Consider the following 15,749-nt stretch of genomic DNA (forward strand, 5'->3'; position numbering starts at 1 on the left):
CTTACTGTTAGCTATACTGATATTTCAAAACGATAATAATAATTGCTTGGACCTTATGTGAAAAATTTTAACTCTAAAAATCATTCCATTATTTTTTACATTATGTTTGCTTTAGCATATTTTTTAGTCGGCATAGCACTCACTAAACTTGCTTTTAACTCGCAAATAATTCCAATTTGGTTACCTGCCGGCATAGCTCTAGTCGGTTGTTATATTTGGTGGTGGCGCTTTATCCCGCCTTTATTTGTAGCTGCAATTGCGTTTAACCTAAATATTTTTGACAGTTCAGCTCATGAGCTAGTCCTGGTCGGCAACTCATTCAACGAGGCAATGTATATCGCCTTTGGTGTTGTTATACAGGCAATGGTCGGCGCAGCTCTTTTAAAGTATTGGCTTGGTCACCCGCTGCGCTTTAAAAAGCGCAAGAATATAATTTACTTTATTTTAGTCATAGCCATATTGGTCAGCTTAATTTCAGCTAACTTTGGCGTATTCGCACTGAGTCAATTTAACTCAATTTACAGTATTGATAATCATTGGAATAATGTTATTTACTGGTGGCTTGGCGATACATTAGGGGTATTAATTGCGACTCCGTTTTTACTTTCTTTATTACCACAAAAGTCTAATCAACATACTATATCGGCATTTCCGACAATTGCAGTATGCTCAGTTTTATTTTTATCAGTCGCGGTAACAACACAATTATACGATCAGGAAAATCGTATAAGCACTATTAAAATTGCCGAACGTGAAGTCCACGTTATAGAAAACAGCCTTTATAGATATACAAATCGCAGTATTATTGCAGTGCAGAGCTTAGCAAGTCAGGTTCAATCATCTCCCATGCTGAGCCAGCAAGATTTTTATTCTTATGCTAGTCAGTTACTAACTCAATACGAGTTTATTAACGCTTTATCGTGGAATGCAAAAATACCTCAAGATCAATGCGAAGTCTTTGCTCAAGAAATATCAAACATTTACCATTTAGATATTGATATAGTTGGCGAACCTCTTGAAATTAACGATCCCCTTGTTATAGTAAAATACATAGCTCCTTTTAATGGTAATCAAAAAGCGATTGGCTTTAATGTATTTTCAAACCCTGATCGAAAAAACTCTCTGCTTAACCCCGCTATAAAGTACATGCCAGTCGGAACTAAAATAATTCAGTTGGTGCAAACCAAACAACCTAAACCAGCCTATTTATTATTTGCCCCTGTGTACTCTCAATATAATGATGAAAAAACAATTAAAGGCTATGCCACTGGTATATTTTTAGTGCGTAGTATTATTGAGCAGGCCATTTCTAAAGAACAGTCTGATATGTTTTCGATTGGTATATACGAAGATACAAACACACCGCCGTTTTATAGTAATTACTCTCAAGATGTTCAGCAAGCCAAAGGTAGCCGTTTAATGTCGTTTGACGTGGACTTTGCAGGGCAAAAATGGATTGTAAAACTAGCCCTTAAAGAAAGCTTTTTAACACAACATAATAGCCAACTAACTCTATTATTGCTCATACTCCAAGTTGCCGTATGTTCTTTAATTTTAATGGTTTTACTGCTGTTTAATCAGCAACAAATTGCACTTACACGTCAAGTTGCTGAGCGTACACACTCACTCGCACAAGCAAAGCAGCAGTCTGATTTAGCTAATCAGGCTAAAAGCCAATTTTTAGCGAATATGAGCCACGAAATACGTACACCATTAAACGCCGTTATTGGTTTTTCTTCACTTGCTCGAGAAACAGACAGTGCAAGTACACTCATTGGCTATTTAGATAAAATAAACTCATCATCTAAAAGTTTATTAAACTTAATTAATGACATTCTTGATATATCAAAAATAGAATCCCAAAAGTTAGTTATTGAATCTATTGCATTCGACCTAGGTGCCTTAATAACACGCATAGACAATATGTTTGAACAAAGCGCACTTAACAAAGGTATTAACTGGCAAGTTAACTCAAAGCTACCTTTAAATACCTGGTTTATTGGTGATCCTATGCGAATTGAGCAGGTATTACTTAATTTATGTAGTAACGCGATTAAATTTACAAGCCAAGGCAGCGTTACTTTAAACATAGAAACAGAGTTTACTGCCGCCAATAAAGTACAGCTTGTTATAAACGTTAGTGATACCGGAATAGGTATAAAACCAAGCCAGCATAAAAAATTATTTAACGCATTTACCCAAGCTGATAGCTCTACCTCAAGGCAGTTTGGCGGTACAGGGCTTGGCTTAACAATAGCAAAAGAGCTAAGCCAATTAATGGGGGGAGAAATAGCCCTTAAAAGTGAAATAGATAAAGGCTCTACTTTTACATTTTCAATGCGATTAGAAACAACAGAACCTAAAAAAGAACATGTTATTACATTTGATAATACTAATATTACTTCGCTAGACATTTTGGTCGCAGAGGATAACCCAGTAAATCAAATGGTTATTAAAGCGATGCTTGGCTCGTTAGGGATTGTGCCGTATATGATAGAAAACGGTGAGTTGGCGGTCGATATAGTGAAAAAACAACATTTTGATTTAGTCCTTATGGATTGCCAAATGCCTATAATGGATGGCTATAGAGCAACTGCACTGATTCGGCAGTTTAAAACCAAACAAGAACTCCCGATTATTGCTTTAACTGCCGACGTAATGCCAGAGGATAAAGCACATGCACAAGCAGTTGGATTTAATCAACATCTTGCAAAACCGCTTGAACTCATTAAGCTAACCGAGTGTCTTGTCCAATATGCAGAAGTTAATGAACAATAGTGGTTTAATTTTAAGAATAGTTTTAAGAGTATTTTTAAGAGTAGCTTTTGGTTTTGTTTTAAGTGTTTTTTCTCATACAGCTGTCGCTCAAAACTGTATATCGCAGGCGAGCAACTTTAAATTTATAACAAAAAGTAAGCAACAAGGCTTATTACGCTTTGAAAATGAGCACAACCACCAGCGCTTTAATTACCACGCCCTTTTGCCATTTAACGATTACTTAGATTTTGCATATAAACATATAAATAAAGCCAATCCACGTGCAAATATGCCATGCCCTGTTATTACACAAACCTATCAGCAATTAGTAACACAAGGTACGCGAAAACCTGACCCTACTATTGCAGATATTATTGCTCCTTTTGAGCTCACGCATCCAAACAGTAATAAAGTTGCACTACTAATCCACGGGCTAACTGATTCACCCTTTACGTATCACGATTTAGCACAAGTGTATTATCAGCAAGGCTATACTGTGCGTACTATTTTATTACCAGGACATGGAAGCGCCGCAAGTGCGTTACTCAATGTAGACGTTAGCCAATGGCAACAAGCAATAAAATACGGTATTGAACGCTCCGTACAAGACTTTGATGAGGTGATACTCGCAGGTTACTCTACCGGTGCAGCGTTACTTATTGATTACGCAACCAAACACACTGTATCCCCTAAAATTAAAGCGCTTATGCTTTATTCGCCAGGCTCCGAGCCACATAATAAGTACGGCTGGATAGCAAAGTGGATTGATGCCATACCCTTTGTTAATTGGATTGATAAAGACGCCGATGTAGACTTTGCTAAGTATGAATCATTTTCTTTAAATGCAGCTGCCGCTTCATACGATGCAATGTCACTTGCAAGCGTAAGTAGTTTAAACAAACGCCCTGCACTTAAATTGCCTATTTTTAGTGTACTTTCCGACATTGATACCACGATAGATACGCGTGCCACGCTAAAATTATTAAGTGCATTACACCAAGGTAATTCAACCGAATATAAACCGCTCGATACTTTAGTACTTTATGGAAGCACTGATATTTTACCGCCAGACTTTGCTAGTGACTACACAGTAAATAATCCGCAATGCACAACACCTCAATGTAAAAAGGTTCATGGTATATCGCATATTGCTGTTGTTAACTCACCGCAAAATCCACATTATGGAATTAACGCAACTTATCGCAATTGTGGCAGCTTTATTAACGACGAGTCCCTATATAAAACATGTAAAACAACTAAAAACCCACAACTAGGAGAGCATACAAGCGCCAACTTAAAACACTATCCGGCTTTACAGCGCTTAACTTATAATCCTCATTTTACCGAGCTTAAAATGCAAATTAGTACGTTTATTAAAAACGTAGAACAGCTTAGAACAACTACAAGGTAAGTAGTCATGGGAACGTTTTCGCACCAATGGTTTAGCAGTATTAATGAGATTGATCAGGCGCAGTGGCAACGTTTATTTGGTGATGAACCATTTACTCAACATGCTTTTTTATATGCCCTTGAACAAAGCCAATGCGTAACACAAAAAAGCGGTTGGCAGCCCCATCACCTCGCTATTTTTGAAAATGATACGCTCGTTGCACTTGCACCCGGGTATTTAAAAAGTCATTCATACGGCGAGTATGTATTTGACTGGGCATGGGCTGAGGCATACGAAAAACACGGTTTAGAATATTATCCCAAGTGGCTATCTGGCATTCCCTTTAGCCCTATTGAAGGCAAGCGTATTGCTATCGAGCACGCTAACCCAAATACGGTATATCAGTACATTACAGAGCAACTTAGCTTACACAGTGCTCAGCAAGGATGGTCGGGATGGCATGTTAACTTTTGCGATCAAGCTCAAGCAACATCATTAACTGAGCAACACGCCATGCTAAGAGTGGGTGTGCAGTTTCAGTGGTTTAATAAAGGTTTTGAAACCTTTGACGACTTTTTGCAAATACTTAGCTCACGCAAACGTAAATCCCTTAAAAAAGAGCGAGCTAAAATAGCGCAACAGAACATTGATATTGAATGGCTGCAAGGAACGCAAATTACGCCCGAGATAATGCAATTGTTTTGTGAGTTTTATCAGCGCACCTACTTAAAGCGCTCTGGTCATTTGGGCTATTTAAATATGGAGTTTTTTACGCTTTTACATGCCTTAATGGCTAACAGTCTCGTTATTATGCTGGCCAAAAAAGACGATAACGTGATTGCTGCAACACTTAGTTTAGTAGGTAAAAATACGCTTTATGGGCGCTACTGGGGAGCAAGTGAGGAAGTAGATTCGCTGCACTTTGAATTGTGTTATTACCAAGGTATTGAGTTTGCAATAAAGCATAAACTCAACTGTTTTCATTCTGGTGCACAAGGTGAGCACAAAATAGCACGCGGATTTGAACCCGTGCTTACCTACTCTGCTCACCATATTGTTGATGGCGACTTCAGTAATGCAATAAGCGACTACTTAAAGCGTGAACGCGGCCATATTGATATATATAAAGAGCAATGTAGCTCATTACTGCCGTTTAAAAACGAGTAACTGATTATTTGCAGGCATGGCTGTATCGCTAATAAGCGTAAGCCCTGCTTGCTTAGCTAGTTGTTCAACTGCTTCAAAATCTCTTATTCCACTTAACGGATCGCGCTCTTTTAAAAAGGCACTAAAGTCATCATTACTTGGGCTGGTAAATTCACCTTGGTATTTGAATGGCCCATAAATACACAACATACCGTCGCTATTTAAGTGGCGTTTAACACCGTCAAAAAAACGCTCAACTAATTGCCAACTTACAATATGAAATGTGTTTGCAGTATAAATAGCGTCAACCTTATCTACTGGCCACTCATTATTTAAATCAAGCTCAAGAGGTGCATGCAAATTAGTTAAATTAGCTTCGCGGTGCCATAAGTTAATCCCTTCGTGGTTTATAGCGCGATCACTTGTATGCCATTGTAAATGTGGTAATTGCTCTGCAAAAAAAACACTATGCTGGCCGGTTCCTGAGCCAACTTCGAGTACTGTTTTAGTATTTTTTAATACGTCCTTTAATTGCTCTAAAATAGGGGTTTTATTGTTTTCACAGGCTTGTGAAAATGGCTTTGTCATTACTGTGCACCAAAATTGTAGATTAATGCACAACAGTAAAGCAAATTTAGCTTATTTTGTCGTGATGAAAAAAAAGATAATTTTTAAACACTATAACTATCATATGGTTGAGCTAATTTATTATGATTGGTACGTAATATGCTTTTATATAACTAACCCACTAAAGGGTTTAACTTATATTAAATTTCAAAGGATAAAATTATGCATATACCCCCTTATACCGCTGTAGACGCAGCTATTGCTATAACCGAAAAAACCACCGACGATCATAGTTACGCCGTTGATATGAGAGCAACAGTAATCGATTTACTTTCGCACCCTAAACATAATCAACAGGCGATGACCAAACATGAAACAGATCAGATATTTATTCTTGGCTACAATTAAAACTCAAATTAGTATCGCAAATAATTTTTATAATAACTGTTTACACTGAAACCGATTAAATGTAATGATAACTATTATCGTTAACTTAAGTCGGTTTTTTTATGTCTTCAAATTATGCCCAGCATCGTTACCATCAAGAACTCTCTTGCCATTGCTTAAGACCTGGTCTGCATGCACCCATGCTCGTTGCCGATTACATAGAAACCGCCCTTAACGTCGCCAAAAAATTTGAGCAACAACGTAATCCCTTGCTTCAAGAGTTTTATCTTAGACGCACACACCATGAAATTATGAACAAAATGTGCGACCCTCTTATACATAATGCTATTCGTAAACAATGTTTAGAGCAGTTATACAAACCTTTATTAGCACTAAAATGGTTTTATAAAGTGCATAACAATACTGCACAATTTTTAATACTTGAGCGTGAAGCTCGTATTCTTAGTCACGAATTCAACCCTTTTTAAGGAGCACACTTATGAGCAACTTTAGAACAGAATCAGACAGCATGGGCGAACTAAAAGTACCTACTGATGCGCTCTATCAGGCGCAAACACAGCGAGCGGTTAATAATTTTGCCATTAGTGGCTTACCTATGCCAAAGCAATTTATAACTGCACTGGCTTATATAAAACAAGCCGCTGCACAAAGTAACTGTGAGCTAGGCCATTTAAGCAAAGCTAAAGCCGATGCAATTGAGCAAGCTTGTCAAAGTATCATTGATGGCGAGCATGTTGAGCATTTCCCCGTTGATATTTTTCAAACTGGTTCAGGCACAAGCTCAAATATGAATGCCAACGAAGTTATTGCAACGCTTGCTAGCCGATTAGGCAGTGAAAGCATTCACCCTAATGATGATGTAAACATGGGGCAAAGTTCTAACGATGTAGTCCCTACTGCTATCGCACTCAGTAGCGCAATAAATGTAGTGTATGAATTACTTCCTTCGCTTGAAAACTTATCGCAAAGCCTGGAAAAGAAAAAAGCTGAAGTAGGCCATATAGTTAAAACGGGCCGTACGCATTTAATGGATGCAATGCCTGTAACGTTTGATCAAACACTAAGTGCATGGCAGTCACAAGTTAATCATGCCGCAGCAGGAATTAGACATAGCTTAGAGCGTGTATGCGAACTTGCACAAGGCGGTACAGCCGTTGGAACAGGAATAAATGCCGACCCTAAATTTGCAGCAAAATTTACAGAAAATCTGAGTGCCAATGTAGGTATTAGATTTACGCCCAGTAGTAACTTTTTTTATAATATAGGTTCACAAGACGCCATCGTCGCACTTTCTGGGCAATTAAAAGTACTCGCTGTCGCACAAATGAAAATAGCCAACGACCTACGCTGGATGAACTCAGGACCACTTGCAGGTTTAGGTGAAATAGAGCTTGAAGCGCTTCAACCAGGCTCATCCATTATGCCAGGTAAGGTAAACCCAGTAATACCAGAAGCCGCAGCCATGGTAAGCGCACAAGTTATTGGCAACGACGCCACTATTACCGTAGCAGGTCAAGCGGGTAATTTTGAGCTAAACGTTATGCTGCCAGTCATTGCGTATAATATTTTACAAAGCATAGAATTACTTGCCAATAGCGCGCAGGCATTGGGCGATAAAGCCATTGCCAGCTTTAAGGTAAATCAGCCTAATATAGATAAAGCGCTCGCTAAAAATCCAATTTTAGTGACGGCACTTAACCCGGTGATAGGTTATGAAAAAGCAGCAAAAATAGCAAAGCAGGCTTATAAAGAAGCCCGCCCTATTATTGATGTAGCCGAACAAGAAACTGATTTACCACGCAGTGAACTCGAAAAACTACTTAACCCCACCAAACTAACGCAGGGTGGACTTTAACAAAACGGTATTTTTCACGGCTTTAATTACTTGATAATATAGTTTTTATTGCCGTAAAAAATGCACCGTGTATGATAGTGATGAATATTTCATCACTATCAAGGTTTGTTATGCGTACCCCATTGTTAGCCATACTTTTACCACTGTGTTTAACTGCATGCTTAGATAAAGCACCCACTGAAACGCAGCAAGTAACAATCACCTCAGAAGCTGAAGCACCAAAGCAAGAGCTACAAAAGCTAAAAGAAAACACTCAATTACAGGAAAATACTAAAAAGAACGTAGTTGCTGAAAAAATACCAAAAGCTGATTTAAAAAACGTTTCAATAGACGATATAAAAACAGCTAAAACCGAATTAAATACGCTAATTACAGATAAGCAATGTGATACCAGCACCCAATGCAGAATAAGTGCAGTAGGCAGTCGCGCATGTGGTGGGCCAAGCAGCTTTGTTGTGTACTCAACAAACGCAGCATCTGAGGAACAAGTAGCTGTCCTTAGCGACAAAATTACTAAGCTTGAAAGTAGTTATAATTCACAAAAAGGGATGATGAGCATTTGTCAGCATTTAACAACGCCAAGCACACAGTGTGTTGAAAATAAATGTGTTAAACTTGAAGGCTCAGCGGTAAGTGCATTTTAAGGATAACGTTATGAGTTGTTTACCATCGGCAATTAAACTATCAATTTTAAGCATTGCTAGCAGCATTTTATTACTAAGTGGTTGTGCTAGTACTGTGACGTCAAATGAGCAAAGTAAAAACTTATCTGACTTAAACTATGATCTGAATAACATGGTGAGTAATAACAGCTGCACTGCAAGCTTTCAGTGCAAAGTACTTGAAGTGGGCGCCCGCGCATGCGGCGGACCGAGTAAATATGCTGTTTATTCAACGCTAAACACATCTCAAGAAGAAGCAGAACAGCTTGCTCAACAAATAACAAAACAAGAAAACATACAAAATAAAGCACAAGGCTTAACTGATTGTTCTCCTGTACTTGAAGTGCAATCGCTGTGTATTAACCACCAATGCCAGTCGTTTGATATAAAATAAAAACGGCCGCGTATAAGCTAATTTCAGCGTTAACTTAAATACGGAATTAACGCTGAAATTACTACCACCAGTACCACGCAAATACCAGCTTTAATAATGTATTTCATGGGCATTGTTTTAAGCACCCAATATGCATAAATAAAACGTACAAAATAACTCGCCGCAGTACCAAACAACGCAAAAATAATTAAGTAAGCAATTAAAACAATATTCATAAAAACCTAATTAAATTATTTCACTTTTTTATTTTTAGTGTGAGCTATTAATAAATCAGCTACTTGTTGTTTTACGGCTCGCTTATCATCGCTTTGTACATCAAAGCGACTGGCTAGTTGCGCTATTTCATCATCATTTAAGTTAAACGATAAACGTTGACGCGTTTTTTTAGACTTTACGTCTAAGCCAAGTATTTTTCGGATCATATCTGACGGCGTTAGCTCTTGATCAATTGCCTGCTTTTTTATCAGCTTTTGAACTTCGCTGCTTAGATCGAATGCCATTTGTGTGGCACGTACAGCTTGTTCCTGACGTAACCACTTATCTTTAGCATCACTCACTTAGCATCTCCGGGAAACAAGTCTACAATGTCTGACATTGGACGAATGAGCGTTAGCGATACTTCGGTTTCGCCGCCATCCCAAATTTCGATATTTAAACCAAAGCCTTCATTATCTGACGCTAAGCAAATCATTTCACATGGCTCACCACCTTCTTGCTCATAACGAGGTAATGCTTGGTTGCGGTAGTCTTTATTATGGAAATAACACACATAAGGCGACTCGCTTTGTTGGTAGCTTTTAGCTAAAAACTGCATAAAGCGCTCTGGTGTATTTTGCACTGTAATGTGGGTTAACGACTCTTCATCAAAAATACGCGCAAACTCATCAAGGCTAAATATCTCTTCAACTTCGTTTCGCTGAATTTTAATAGAAAAGTTAGCCCACTCTTCGCCGTCATCTTGCTCAATTTGTAAAAATACAACTTGGCCGCTATTTGTCTCAAGTACAAATTCAGTATCACTACTGTGCTGATATTGGTAAGTCTGAATATCAGTAACACGTAACGTTTCACCCTTTAACCATGCAGGATAGGCAAATGAATCAATAACGCTAAACATGTCGCCTTTTTTAAGATCGCTCGGATGATTAAGTTGACGTTCTGGCTCTTTTTTAGATTTGAAAAAATTAAACATAGGAAGGCTGCCTTCTAAGCAAAAAAGGTAACTGAGAAAAACTCGGTTACCTTTTTAAAGTATAAACGTAATGGTTAGCTATTTTGCTTCGCTTTGATGCGAGCTAAAATATCAGCGCTTTTTGGACTTGTGTCGCCAATGCCTGCTTCAGCCATTTTTGCTTTTAAGTCATCGCCATTTACGTCTGACTCAAGTTGCTTTGCAGCACCAAGCTGGTCACTTCGATCTTGTTGGCGCTGTTTAATACGTTCAAGCGATTGACGAGCCGATGTCATAGACGAGCTGTTTGTATTAAGCGTGCTGTTAACAGCCATTGTTGCTTGCTGTACGCTTTCAGTGGTTTTAACCATTGTAAGCTGACGCTGATTCTCTTTAATCGATTTTTCAGCATCTTTAACTTGCTGCTTAAGCGCAACAATGTGATTGCTAAAGCCAGACAATACTTGCTCGTTTTCAGCTTTTTCAGCTTCAAAGTCACCAATTTTTTCTGCAATTTCTAATGCTAATGCTTCGTTGCCCTTTTCAAGAGCTTGGCCTGCATACGCTTCATGTTCAGCGATTGATGCATCTACAGCGCTAATTTTACGCTTAGTTTGCATTTCTTTGGCCATTACTTCAGTAAGGCTTTTTTTAGCACGGTGAAGTGCATTTTGCGCGTCTGCAATTTCTTGCTCAAAAATACGGATGCCATTTTTGTCTACAATTGCTTCGCCTGCTTCACGAGCGCCGCCACGTACTGCTGTAAATAATTTTTTTAAAATACTCATAATCTTAACTCCACTAACTAGCTATTAATCGTTTAAATACAAGGTCACGGCTTCTAGTGCATCGATAGCGTTATCGGCTAATGTCACTAGTTCGTGGGTAACGTCATCCAATGATGAATTTACCGACAGTGCACCAAAAATCGCGTATTTGTTATCGATTTTAGCAAATGCACTCAGTGGAATTGGCACGTTTAAACGTAGTAATGTTTCGTTTAACTCGTTGCGTAATTCACTTTTAACTTCATCTTCGTCAAACAAGTAGCTAATACATAATAACTGCTCTTGCGTTTGCGTAACAAAAATTGGAAGCTCATCATTTCCATCAACAATGACTTGTAAAACATCTTGCTCGCCTGGGTTGGCAATCAAGAAAGACTCAAAGTTAGCGCCTTCAGTTTCAAAAGAAGCTAATTTTATTGAAAGTTCATTTAATTCCATGTCTCTGCCTTTTGTCGTTTGACATATTATGTCTGAGTTAAGATTCTCATGGTCGACATATTATGTCAACCATGTTTTATTAGTTTTTATACAATTCGCTTTCTATTTGCCATGCAGTTCGGTAGTAATCATACAACTGACCAGACCCTAACCTATTGACCTCAATACTTTTAACTTGTTCAAAGTAGTGGTTAGGAAATACAAAACTTGCCAATAAATATTCTTTACTAATCCATCTTGATGGCACAGGCATAGCCGTCGCATCATTAATACGGCCACTGGCCGACTGCCCCATTTTAGTCGCTATAGTCCAGCCCCACTGCCCAAAAGAAGGTATGTTTTGCTGATACTGCTCAACATACTCAAACCCAGCAGCTTTAACTGTTTTAGCAATGCTTAAAAACGCTTTTTTAGCGTGATAAGGTGAGGTTGATTGAACCGCCATTGCGCCATCGGGTGCTAATAACTGCCGTACATGATTATAAAAGTAGTCACTGTACATTTTATTTAGATCAGGATGATTAGGGTCAGGTAAATCAATTAAAATAGTGTCGAACTGCTTAGATTGATCAAGCAGTTTTTCAACTTCTAAAAATGCATCACCCACAATTATGTTGGCTCGCGAATCATGCATCGATTTATTGTTTAGCTGTAGCAATCGCTTATTGATGTGCTCTGGCGGCGTAAAGTCACCGTCTTTATGACCAAATAAATTGAGTAGTTGCGCGTCTAAATCTATTAGCGTTACTTCACTTACAGGCCACTTTAAAACATCTCTAAGTGCAAGCCCGTCACCACCACCAATTATTAATACACGGTCGTGTCTGTTAGAGGCAAGCATTGCAGGGTAAACCAGCATTGAGTGATATATTTGCTCATCAATACTTGAGAACTGTAAACGCCCATTTAAATATAAATCGGTAATTGGCTGAGGTTGGTTTTTGCTTAATCTTTCGGTTAAAACTACGTGTTGGTATTTAGTTGCTTGCGAATAAATTACTTTATCTTTGTATAAAACATTACTTAGACTGTTCATCCAGCTACTGCCAAATACTAAAATAAAGCCAAATAATGCCAGTAATACTATATGGCAAACTAAAAGTGCCTTAGCAAAGCGCACATGGGTATGGTAGCGCCATAAAAACGCGAGCCCCGCAATGATATTAAATAACGCCGTCCACGCTGCAGCTTGCATTATAGGCATTGAGAGCATGATACTTACCCAAATGGCTGCACCAATACCAGCACCAATATAATCGGCACCATAAATAGTCCCTGCGTTGTTTTCTAAAAACCGACCATAAACATGCTGACGAATACGCGCTATAAGCGGTATTTCCATACCAATAAATAAGCCCAGTATTAAACCAAAAACATAAGGTAGAAAACGTGACCACTCTTGTAGCTTTTGAAATACGTAACCATTAAGTACAACATCAGGGGGTAAATTAAAAATGCTCGAAAATAAATGAGGAAGAGAATAACTAACTGCTATTACACCCGCTATCGCTAAAATGCAGCCCATGCCAACCAAAGCAATAATGCTTTCTAGCCAAGCAAAAGCGGTAAATGCATCTTTAAACCAACGCGCTAAAAAAGCGCCTAAGCCCATTGCTACAATCATAGTACCGATCATGGCGTAAATAGCGCTCTCTACCGAGCCAAGTACACGGCCCGCATAATGAGACAGTAAGTATTCATAAATAAGGCCGCACCCAGCAAGCACGGCCATAACAGTAATAAGTAGTATATCGTGCCCAAGTAAGCGAGACTTACTTGGGCTAGTTGTGGTTGATGACACTGATTATGCGCCTAGTAATGTTGCCATAGTGATACCTACAGCAAATGATACTGCTGCAGAAATAGTAGCTACACCTACATTTTTTTGACGATTAACTTCATCGGAAATATCGCAACCAGATAAAATTATTTTAATTGTCACTAAGTGCAAAATAATAAATGCAACAAGGCTCACTACTGCGCTAATAGCCCAGTATAGTAAACTCGCATTAATATTATCAGCCGCGTAAGGTGCAACACCCGTTGCTGCTGTAATAGCTAATGCACTACCGACTAAAAATCCAGCGTAACGAATACCCACAGCTAAGTTACCATCAACAATTGCTTGTTGTAGGCAGTCGCCACTTTTATTTGTACGCTTAAATAACTGCACTCGGTACTGGCTAACAAGTAGTAATACAACACTACCTATAATAAAGGCGGCAATTACAATTGGAAGACCATGCCAGCCGTCAGTAGCCACCCATAAAAGAGCTGAGCGAATAACGATAGCAACACTGACAACATGGCCAAAATCAATTATTGAAGCTGTAACGTTACCTTTAACGATTTCGTCGTGCAGGCTTACTTTACGAAGAGCTACTTTATCTTGAAAAAAGTGACCCAACTTAATAAGTACAATTGCTAATGCGCCATAAGCTAACATTTGTAGTGCTTCTTGTTGCAGTGTTGCAGCAAAAGCTCCGCTACTTACACCCGTTAATACAATCGCCAGTGCCACTAAGCCAGCGGCAAAGCTAATACCAAAAGCAAAGTTATCACGCTCTGTTATTTCATCATTTGCATGTAAGTTTGAAACCCAGCCTTTTATATATTTAAGGCTTACAAATAATAAAACAATAATTGCAAAATCAATCGCCAGCGCTTGCAGTGACCACATAGTTATTCCATTAAATTCATACATATTATTCTAACTCCAACTTTATTCTTTTACTTACCACGGCTCACGCCACGAGAGGTTCTGCTACCGCTATCACGCACCGATCCTGAGCTATTGCTATAACTGCTCGAACGAGAATAACTACTGCGGCTTTTTGCTGGCGTATAACTACTACGGCTTAAACCTGATGCACCTGTTTTTTTACTCGCATAAGGGCTTGTAAACTGCTTACCTTGGCGTTGGTATGTTTGGCGCGTGCGTGTTTCTAGCGCGCTTTGGGTTTTAATTTGTTTAGGGCTTGAATAACGCGAGCGGCCATAGTCATTGTAATAGCTATACTTTCGGCGCTTACTCCAGCTTCCGTATTCAACACGATCAAATACATCACCTAAAATACGGTACATTCCGTACCATTGCCAAAAGCTAATACCGTTACTATTTGATTGCCAGTTACCATAGTTAGGGTTACCTACCATTTGGTTACCAACACCCTCACCTTCAGCTTGCTTACTAATTGCGCCTACACGCGCTAAAGTGCCTTTGGACATATCAGCTAGCATATTAATAGGATCGGTTAACGCATCAGAAAATAGCGTAGGTTTAGATGCATCACGCAACAAATCAATGCTATGTAACGTATCTTCGTAAGGAGGAATTAAGTAAGTTCCTTTAATCTCTTTAAGTCGCTGTGTTAAGCCACTATAAAGTGCGCCTTGGCGCGTTGCATCAAGGGTAATTACATCAACAACTTTTGTAAGCTCTGGTTGTTGTTTTTTAAGAAGCTCGCCATATTCTTTAAGTAACACAGCATTGCGTACACTTCCATTATCGAGTGCAGTACCAAGCTGAGACAGCTCCGTATCTACCTTTTTAATAGACTCTTGAATTGTTTGTTGCAGCTGCTCTTCTTTCGATTGACAACCCATAAGCACTGCGAACAAACAAAACAGGCTTATAAGTTTCCAAGCTTTAATATTCGACATTCATGTCACCTGATTTACTAAATTAACTGAGGTAGTTTTACACAGGTCACTTATTAAACCAAGAATGAAATTGCAACAAAATGAGAAGAAGTAGCTAGCTTTTAAATCAGACTGTGATTTAGTGAAGATATTGAGTCGTATCGTGAGGTTAGAATTGAAGTAGAAGCTTTATAATACCAATCTGCTTATATATGGGGTCTATTTAACGTTAAGAAAATTACGCTAGAACTAGGCAAAAATTTTTGTATCTAGTAGTTCTAAATAAAAAATTTTAACGACGTATAGTGCAATTTAATTCGTTAAATTGATTAAAGATTTATGCAGGTTGGTATAAGGGTACTTTCGGTACTTTCAGCGTAGGGAGTCGCGGCGCTCACCCGACCTACGTGCTAGGTGTTGATGTGTGTACATTAATTACGCTTATTTTACTTTTCTGCAGACGTAAAAAAGCCCAAATCGTTAAATTCGGGCTTTCTACAATATGAAGTTGGTGCGCTACGCAGTAGGATG

At 38.7% G+C, this 15,749-nt stretch carries 17 protein-coding genes; 8 read left to right on the forward strand and 9 right to left on the reverse strand.

Annotated features, from left to right (window positions below):
- Positions 1-57 precede the first annotated feature (57 nt).
- From GQR54_RS14955 to GQR54_RS14965, 3 genes are read left to right on the forward strand one after another with little or no spacing between them, the layout of a single operon-like run.
- Entirely contained in the window at positions 58-2,778 is a 2,721-nt protein-coding gene (locus GQR54_RS14955; RefSeq protein ID WP_166378633.1) for an ATP-binding protein, read from the forward strand.
- A complete protein-coding gene (locus GQR54_RS14960) occupies positions 2,768-4,168 on the forward strand; it encodes an alpha/beta fold hydrolase (protein ID WP_166378635.1) in 1,401 nt (466 codons plus the stop codon). Before GQR54_RS14955 ends, GQR54_RS14960 begins: the two co-directional genes overlap by 11 nt.
- A gap of 6 nt (positions 4,169-4,174) precedes the next feature.
- Entirely contained in the window at positions 4,175-5,314 is a 1,140-nt protein-coding gene (locus tag GQR54_RS14965) for a GNAT family N-acetyltransferase (RefSeq protein WP_166378637.1), read from the forward strand.
- On the opposite strand, the gene GQR54_RS14970 is transcribed toward GQR54_RS14965, so the two are convergent.
- Positions 5,291-5,881, reverse strand: a complete 591-nt coding sequence (locus GQR54_RS14970; RefSeq protein ID WP_166378639.1) for a DUF938 domain-containing protein — start codon at positions 5,879-5,881, stop codon at positions 5,291-5,293. The genes GQR54_RS14965 and GQR54_RS14970 overlap by 24 nt on opposite strands.
- A 201-nt stretch (positions 5,882-6,082) precedes the next feature.
- Here GQR54_RS14970 and GQR54_RS14975 point away from each other — a divergent pair, with 201 nt between their 5' ends.
- From GQR54_RS14975 to GQR54_RS14995, 5 genes are all read left to right on the forward strand, one after another.
- Positions 6,083-6,268 carry a hypothetical protein gene (locus GQR54_RS14975; RefSeq protein WP_010554833.1) on the forward strand — a complete coding sequence of 62 codons (186 nt, stop codon included), beginning with the start codon at positions 6,083-6,085 and terminating at the stop codon, positions 6,266-6,268.
- Between the two features lie 101 nt (positions 6,269-6,369).
- Positions 6,370-6,735 carry a hypothetical protein gene (locus GQR54_RS14980; RefSeq protein ID WP_231609379.1) on the forward strand — a complete coding sequence of 122 codons (366 nt, stop codon included), beginning with the start codon at positions 6,370-6,372 and terminating at the stop codon, positions 6,733-6,735.
- An 11-nt stretch (positions 6,736-6,746) separates the two neighbouring features.
- Positions 6,747-8,123, forward strand: a complete 1,377-nt coding sequence (locus GQR54_RS14985) for a class II fumarate hydratase (protein WP_166378641.1) — start codon at positions 6,747-6,749, stop codon at positions 8,121-8,123.
- Positions 8,124-8,233: 110 nt separating this feature from the next.
- Positions 8,234-8,767 (forward strand): hypothetical protein, encoded by a 534-nt coding sequence (locus tag GQR54_RS14990; RefSeq protein ID WP_024592229.1) that lies wholly within the window; start codon positions 8,234-8,236, stop codon positions 8,765-8,767.
- A 10-nt stretch (positions 8,768-8,777) separates the two neighbouring features.
- Entirely contained in the window at positions 8,778-9,179 is a 402-nt protein-coding gene (locus GQR54_RS14995) for a hypothetical protein (protein ID WP_024589501.1), read from the forward strand.
- A gap of 29 nt (positions 9,180-9,208) precedes the next feature.
- Here the strand turns inward: GQR54_RS14995 and GQR54_RS15000 are convergent, their stop codons facing one another.
- The 8 genes from GQR54_RS15000 to GQR54_RS15035 all read right to left on the reverse strand — a co-directional run bounded on the left by GQR54_RS15000 (position 9,209) and on the right by GQR54_RS15035 (position 15,239).
- A complete protein-coding gene (locus tag GQR54_RS15000; protein ID WP_024592231.1) occupies positions 9,209-9,394 on the reverse strand; it encodes a hypothetical protein in 186 nt (61 codons plus the stop codon).
- 15 nt (positions 9,395-9,409) lie between these two features.
- On the reverse strand, positions 9,410-9,736 hold the full coding sequence (locus tag GQR54_RS15005) for a hypothetical protein (protein WP_010554828.1): 327 nt from the start codon (positions 9,734-9,736) through the stop codon (positions 9,410-9,412).
- Positions 9,733-10,371 (reverse strand): DUF4178 domain-containing protein, encoded by a 639-nt coding sequence (locus GQR54_RS15010; RefSeq protein ID WP_166378643.1) that lies wholly within the window; start codon positions 10,369-10,371, stop codon positions 9,733-9,735. Before GQR54_RS15010 ends, GQR54_RS15005 begins: the two co-directional genes overlap by 4 nt.
- A gap of 74 nt (positions 10,372-10,445) precedes the next feature.
- A complete protein-coding gene (locus GQR54_RS15015; RefSeq protein WP_004335088.1) occupies positions 10,446-11,138 on the reverse strand; it encodes a PspA/IM30 family protein in 693 nt (230 codons plus the stop codon).
- Between the two features lie 24 nt (positions 11,139-11,162).
- Positions 11,163-11,576 (reverse strand): DUF2170 family protein, encoded by a 414-nt coding sequence (locus GQR54_RS15020; protein WP_004335098.1) that lies wholly within the window; start codon positions 11,574-11,576, stop codon positions 11,163-11,165.
- 79 nt (positions 11,577-11,655) lie between these two features.
- Positions 11,656-13,377 (reverse strand): polyamine aminopropyltransferase, encoded by a 1,722-nt coding sequence (locus GQR54_RS15025; RefSeq protein ID WP_166378645.1) that lies wholly within the window; start codon positions 13,375-13,377, stop codon positions 11,656-11,658.
- A 3-nt stretch (positions 13,378-13,380) separates the two neighbouring features.
- A complete protein-coding gene (locus GQR54_RS15030) occupies positions 13,381-14,280 on the reverse strand; it encodes a DUF350 domain-containing protein (protein ID WP_024589503.1) in 900 nt (299 codons plus the stop codon).
- 26 nt (positions 14,281-14,306) lie between these two features.
- Entirely contained in the window at positions 14,307-15,239 is a 933-nt protein-coding gene (locus tag GQR54_RS15035) for a CHAD domain-containing protein (protein ID WP_166378647.1), read from the reverse strand.
- Positions 15,240-15,749: the final 510 nt, after the last annotated feature.

This window comes from Pseudoalteromonas sp. Z9A4, assembly GCF_011378845.1.
Lineage (GTDB): Bacteria > Pseudomonadota > Gammaproteobacteria > Enterobacterales > Alteromonadaceae > Pseudoalteromonas > Pseudoalteromonas arctica.

Bases quoted from the DNA above. Each gene is read 5' to 3' on its own strand.
- GQR54_RS14960 (WP_166378635.1), top strand. From the start codon at position 2,768: ATGAACAATAGTGGTTTAATTTTAAGAATAGTTTTAAGAGTATTTTTA.
- GQR54_RS14965 (WP_166378637.1), top strand. From the start codon at position 4,175: ATGGGAACGTTTTCGCACCAATGGTTTAGCAGTATTAATGAGATTGAT.
- GQR54_RS14970 (WP_166378639.1), bottom strand. From the start codon at position 5,881: ATGACAAAGCCATTTTCACAAGCCTGTGAAAACAATAAAACCCCTATT.
- GQR54_RS14975 (WP_010554833.1), top strand. From the start codon at position 6,083: ATGCATATACCCCCTTATACCGCTGTAGACGCAGCTATTGCTATAACC.
- GQR54_RS14980 (WP_231609379.1), top strand. From the start codon at position 6,370: ATGTCTTCAAATTATGCCCAGCATCGTTACCATCAAGAACTCTCTTGC.
- GQR54_RS14985 (WP_166378641.1), top strand. From the start codon at position 6,747: ATGAGCAACTTTAGAACAGAATCAGACAGCATGGGCGAACTAAAAGTA.
- GQR54_RS14990 (WP_024592229.1), top strand. From the start codon at position 8,234: ATGCGTACCCCATTGTTAGCCATACTTTTACCACTGTGTTTAACTGCA.
- GQR54_RS14995 (WP_024589501.1), top strand. From the start codon at position 8,778: ATGAGTTGTTTACCATCGGCAATTAAACTATCAATTTTAAGCATTGCT.
- GQR54_RS15000 (WP_024592231.1), bottom strand. From the start codon at position 9,394: ATGAATATTGTTTTAATTGCTTACTTAATTATTTTTGCGTTGTTTGGT.
- GQR54_RS15010 (WP_166378643.1), bottom strand. From the start codon at position 10,371: ATGTTTAATTTTTTCAAATCTAAAAAAGAGCCAGAACGTCAACTTAAT.
- GQR54_RS15015 (WP_004335088.1), bottom strand. From the start codon at position 11,138: ATGAGTATTTTAAAAAAATTATTTACAGCAGTACGTGGCGGCGCTCGT.
- GQR54_RS15020 (WP_004335098.1), bottom strand. From the start codon at position 11,576: ATGGAATTAAATGAACTTTCAATAAAATTAGCTTCTTTTGAAACTGAA.
- GQR54_RS15030 (WP_024589503.1), bottom strand. From the start codon at position 14,280: ATGTATGAATTTAATGGAATAACTATGTGGTCACTGCAAGCGCTGGCG.
- GQR54_RS15035 (WP_166378647.1), bottom strand. From the start codon at position 15,239: ATGTCGAATATTAAAGCTTGGAAACTTATAAGCCTGTTTTGTTTGTTC.